1 pseudogene is annotated in these 455 nt (G+C 80.2%); it reads left to right on the top strand.

The features are described from left to right. Positions 1-455 (top strand): annotated as a pseudogene (locus J7357_RS20755) (hypothetical protein); the annotation flags it as partial.

Below are 455 nucleotides of genomic sequence, written 5' to 3' on the forward strand. Positions count from 1 at the left end.
GGCGCAGCTGCGCGATGCGGCGATCGCCGGCAGCACGGCGCCCGCTGCCGCGGCGGCGCCCGCGTCGGCCTCTGCCGCGTCCGCGGCGCGTCCACGCCGCCGCGGCGCGCGCCCGGCCCTGCGCACGCGCCTGGCCGGGGCGGTGATCGCCGTCGTGGTCCTGGCCCTGGTCGGCACCGTGTTCTGGGACCGCCTGCCTTGGCACCGTTCCCGTGCCGCGGCCGCGGCCGGCGGCAGCGACGCGAGCCTGGCGCTGGGCGATACCGGCCCGGTGCAGGTGGAAGTGCTGCCGCCGGAGTCGGACACCGCCAGCGCGCCGCCGCTGCCGGCCGACCCGCCGGCGCCGCTACCGGAGCCGGCGATCTACGACCTGGACTTCTATGCGTGGTACGCGGCGGGTGCGCCGCCGCCGCGGATCGAGCGCAGCGTGCCCAGCGCCGCCGACCTGGCCGAGG

It is taken from the genome of Xanthomonas sp. D-109 (assembly GCF_017746095.1).
In the GTDB taxonomy this organism is placed as follows: domain Bacteria; phylum Pseudomonadota; class Gammaproteobacteria; order Xanthomonadales; family Xanthomonadaceae; genus Xanthomonas_A; species Xanthomonas_A sacchari.